At 45.4% G+C, this 4740-nt stretch carries 4 protein-coding genes and 1 pseudogene; 2 read left to right on the top strand and 3 right to left on the bottom strand.

Annotated elements, in window-relative coordinates; all coding sequences use genetic code 11:
- Positions 1 to 63: 63 nt before the first annotated feature.
- The 3 genes from prmC to serA form a co-directional block, all read right to left on the bottom strand.
- Complete coding sequence (prmC, locus tag AC805_RS15760) at positions 64 to 987, bottom strand: peptide chain release factor N(5)-glutamine methyltransferase (protein WP_055076301.1); 924 nt, start codon at positions 985 to 987, stop codon at positions 64 to 66.
- Between the two features lie 53 nt (positions 988 to 1040).
- On the bottom strand, positions 1041 to 1187 hold the full coding sequence (locus AC805_RS26370; RefSeq protein ID WP_197278749.1) for a hypothetical protein: 147 nt from the start codon (positions 1185 to 1187) through the stop codon (positions 1041 to 1043).
- A gap of 217 nt (positions 1188 to 1404) precedes the next feature.
- The gene (gene serA, locus AC805_RS15755) at positions 1405 to 2988 is read right to left on the bottom strand and encodes a phosphoglycerate dehydrogenase (protein WP_055076300.1); all 1584 of its coding nucleotides are present in this window, start codon (positions 2986 to 2988) and stop codon (positions 1405 to 1407) included.
- Between the two features lie 485 nt (positions 2989 to 3473).
- Here serA and AC805_RS15750 point away from each other — a divergent pair, with 485 nt between their 5' ends.
- Both AC805_RS15750 and AC805_RS26885 read left to right on the top strand, forming a co-directional pair.
- A complete protein-coding gene (locus AC805_RS15750; RefSeq protein WP_231663160.1) occupies positions 3474 to 4310 on the top strand; it encodes a sulfite exporter TauE/SafE family protein in 837 nt (278 codons plus the stop codon).
- 245 nt (positions 4311 to 4555) lie between these two features.
- Positions 4556 to 4740 (top strand): annotated as a pseudogene (locus AC805_RS26885) (IS630 family transposase); the annotation flags it as partial.

Raw genomic sequence — 4740 nt, 5'->3', positions numbered from 1 at the left:
CTATCGCCAAATGTACTAGGACATAAACCCTAAGAATTGACTGGCGGCGCGAAGCGCCGCCAGTCAATTCTTGGGGTTTGATTTGTCCTCATTCAAGTGACTGTAGCTATATGTGAGATTAGCCGATACAAATCTTTCAATTCCTGCATAGTCTTGATGGACTTGGATATTGCTATAGCTGCCGTTGATCTGTAAAAGCGATCGCACAGTTTCCGCTTGTCCAGCCATCATTTCCACAATCCAAAGTCCGCCAGAAATTAAATATTCTGGTGCAGCATTGACTAAATTCCGAATATCATCAAGCCCGTCTTTACCACCATCAAGCGCTGAATGGGGTTCGTGATTGGTAACTTCAGGCTGTAGTTTTAAAACTTCATGGCTGGGGATGTAGGGAGGGTTAGAAACAACTGCCGCTAGCTTGTTTTGTAGCTTTAATTTGGCTAGGGGTTCAAACCAACTACCATGATGAAATTGAATTTGCCGCCCATATTTATCGGCATTAATTTGTGCGATTTCTAAGGCGGATTCGCTCAGATCGACGGCATGAATTTGCCCTTGGGGGAAATGTCTGGCTAAAGCGATCGCGATCGCGCCGCTACCCGTGCCTAAATCTACCCAAATTCCATTATGGTAAGCCTCAGCCTGACTACTTTGAGCCACCAACTCCGCCACAATATCAATGATTAATTCCGTTTCTGGACGGGGAATTAAAACGGCAGGAGTGACTGCTAGTTCTAAATCCCGCCATGTTACTGAGCCCGTTAAATACTGCACTGGTATCCGATCGCTTAATCTTTGATGCCAGAGGCGATCGAGATTAGCCAAGGCTGAGGGCATAATTTTTTGCGTGATATTTGGCGATCGTAATCTTAAGTCCAGTTTATCTAACTGCGTTTGTCGTAATACGAGCCAATCTAATTCATAAACGGGAACATCATTTTGTTTGGCTGCTAATAAATTGCGATCGTACCATTCCCAGAAATTCATAACTTAATTTTTTCATGTGTTATAACAAAAGGCTCGCTTAGCGAGCCTTTTCCTTACTTTTTCCGTTTGTTCATATCTTCGAGATAAGCCCGTTGGTAATTGAGATAGCTACTATGCCATTCTTGAAAACGGCGATCGCCATCACGTACCAACATTTGACGATACTTTTCCGAAGAAATATATTCTTTTGTATTTGACATAAAGCATATCCACTAAATTTAACTTGATTTTCATCTAAGTAGTTATACCAATTCACGAAAGTGTGACAGCACTTTTGTGAATTATAGCTACAGTCACTTGAATTAGGAAAAATCAAAACCCAAGAATTAATTGGCGGCGCTTCGTGCTGCCAATTAATTCTTGGGTTTTATGTCCTGAAGAAGCAATTAGTTTTTAAAGCTTTGCCTTGACAATCCTTTACAGCTTGACCACAAAGGCATCAGTTACGCCTTGAATATGCACGACTTCATCTAACAAACCACTAGGTAAGGGATCGTCAATATTCAAGACCATGACGGCTTCACCGCGCACCATGCGACGACCGACTTGCATACTGGCGATATTGACATTGAAATTGCCAAGGAGAGAGCCAAGTCTGCCAATGATGCCAGGCATATCGCGGTGCAGGGTCAAGAGCATATAGTGCGTAGGCGCAACGTTGATCGGGAAATCATTAATGCTGGTAATCCGAATTTCCGACTTGCCCAGCAATGCACCAGTTACGGACTGTTGACCTTGACTACCGTGGGCGGTGAGATGAATCGAACCGCTGTAGTCTTCTACGGAAGGATCGCGGGTTTCGGTAACGTGAATGCCGCGTTCCTTGGCTTCAATACTGGCATTAACAAAATTAACGCGCTCGCGCAGAGCAGGAGTGAGTAAGCCTTTAAGGGCAGCTACCACGATTGGCTGGCTTTCGCTGTTAGCAATTTCACCTTGGAGCTTGACGTTGAGCGTATCCACACGCCCTCCCGCCAGTTGTCCGACGAGATTGCCCAGCATCTCGGCAAGTTGGAGGTAGGGCTTGAGTTTTTGCCATACATCGGGACGCAGTCCAGGAATGTTAACTGCCGATCGCGCGGGTAAACCAAGCAAGACATCGCGAATCTGCTCAGCTACGTCAACGGCTACGTTAGTTTGAGCTTCTTCGGTAGATGCACCAAGGTGAGGAGTCAAGATTACATTGGCTCCGAGTTCGCGTAAGCCCGATTCCGCTTCAAGGGGCTCGTTTTCAAACACGTCGAGGGCAATGCCGCCGACTTTACCACTCTTAATGGCAGCGGCGATCGCAACTTCGTCGATGATCCCGCCCCTAGCACAGTTGATGATTCTGACACCATCCTTCATGATCGATAGGCGATCGGCATTAATTAAGTGATGGGTTTCTTTCGTTTTTGGCAAATGGAGCGTGATGTAATCGGCTTCACGCAATAAAATTTCCAGTTCTACTAAATGTACGCCCAGTTTTTCGGCTCGCTCTGCGGTTAGGAATGGATCGTAGGCAAGAATTCGCATTCCTAATGCCTTAGCAATGGTAGCGACATGGGAGCCGATTTTTCCTAAGCCGAGAATACCAAGCGTTTTTTTATAAACTTCAACACCAGTAAAACTCTTGCGATCCCATTTACCACCTTTAAGAGATTGGTTAGCCGCAGGAATAAAGCGGGATAGCGACATCATCATCGCGATCGTATGTTCGGCGGCGGCGATCGTATTACCTTCAGGGGAGTTGACAACCACGATCCCCATGCGAGTGGCGGTAGGAACGTCTACGTTATCGACCCCAACACCAGCACGACCGATGATTTTGAGGTTTTTGCCAGCTTCGACTGCTTCTTTGGTGAGTTTGGTGCCAGAGCGAATCATGATCGCATCGTATTCAGGAAGAATTTGGATCAGCTCTTCAGGGCTGAGGGTAGTTTTCACGTCAACGGTGGCGACTTGAGAGAGGATATCGATACCAACTTGATCGATGGGGTCAGAAACGAGAACTTTGGGCATAACGATTAAAAAATGTACCAGTGCCTATAGCGGAAAGTTTGCGGCTACGCTCTAAATCCTAAACGCACTTGAATTAACTCAAAATAAATGCAAGATAAACGCCAGATATCACGCAGCTTAGACACACTAAGACGGCAATAATTGCTTACATCAATAATATTAAAGCAAAAATGAACGCTCCCGCATTTCGTCAACACTTGGCAACACCTAAAAGAGGCTAGCGGCAATCACCTGAAAAGAGCTATACAAAACTTGATAGATGTTTTAGGAATAAAAGTATTTACGTGTTTGTAGCTGTTGCCAGTGTAAACCCCAAGAATTGACTGGTGGCGCTTCGCGCCGCCTGTCAATTCTTGGGGTTTATGTCCTACAGCAATTATCGATCAAACGAACCACAAGGAAATTTTTGAAAGCCTTGCTAAGCAAGGCTTTCAAAAATTTCCTTGGTTTGGGTTTGAGCGCAAAGCGCTGTAAGTCAAGCGACTGTGGCTACACTTGCAAAAGATAGATTTGGATTTATTGCAGTGCTTCTGCAAGGGGTATATTTCGTGGTTGTGCAGTATTTACTAATTTTTGTGGCGGCAATGCTAGCAGGAGGTCTAAATGGAATTGCTGGAGGAGGAAGCTTTATTTTATTTCCTGTACTGATGTTTGTTGGTATTTCGCCGATCCCTGCCAATGCGACCAATTCGATCGCTTTATTGCCAGGTACCTTAGCTAGTGCAGGAGCCTATCGTCAGGAATTTGCTAAGGACAAGCGAGCGTTGATCCAAATTTGTGTACTGGGGGCGATCGGTGGATTAGCGGGAGCAATTTTGCTGCTCAAAACTCCACCGATCGTTTTTTTACGCATTCTCCCCTACCTTTTGCTTACTGCGACGCTCGCTTTTGCCTTTAGCAAAAAACTGACGGTCTGGGTCGAAAAACAACAGTCGAAATTCGCCCAACTCCAATCTCTGAGAACGGTATTGATTGCTATTTTGCAGTTGGTGGTAGCGGTTTATGGCGGTTTTTTTGGCGGTGGTATGGGGATTTTGTTTCTCGCCTCCTTTGCCCTGATGGGAATGACCAACATTAATCGGATGAATGCTTATAAAACCCTCTTAACCAGTTGTATTAATGCGATTACAGTGATTCCCTTTGTCTTCGCTGGGGTAATTCTTTGGCAACAGGGGGCGATCGCGGCGATCGGGGCATCTATCGGTGGCTATATCAGCGCTTACTATGCCCAAAAAATTGCGCCAATCGTGGTGAGACGCTTTGTAATTACAGTTGGCGCGGCCATGACCCTTTACTTTTTTGTGAAAAGTTGGTTGTCCTAGTAGAGCACTCTTACCCCGTTCACGGCAAACATTGAAACTGAAAAAACTAGACGGAGAAACAGAAGCCCATTTGATTGCGGTAGCTTGCAGTAGTCCACCCGAAGGGCGCAGTCGGTGGGCATTACAGCAGTTATCGATCAAACGAACCACAAGGGAATTTTTGAAAGCCTTGCTTAGCAAGGCTTTCAAAAATTCCCTTGGTTTGGGTTTGAGTGCAAAGCGCTGTAAGATTATTAGCCGCCCAAATCGTTACTCTAGGGTATGTCGAGAGTATTTCCCATGAAAGTGTGAGAAAGGTGCTAAAAAAAACGAACTTAAGCCTTGGTTGAATGAATCATGGGTGATTCCTCCTGAAGCCAATGCTGAGTTTGTTTGCCAGATGGAGGAAATCCTCGAATTATACACTCTCCCTTATAGCCCTGATTACCCC

This window comes from Pseudanabaena sp. 'Roaring Creek' (assembly GCF_001402795.1).
Classification (GTDB): Bacteria; Cyanobacteriota; Cyanobacteriia; order Pseudanabaenales; family Pseudanabaenaceae; genus Pseudanabaena.
The sequence above is the reverse complement of the archived record's forward strand: the minus strand, read 5'-3'. Positions and strand labels throughout refer to the sequence as shown.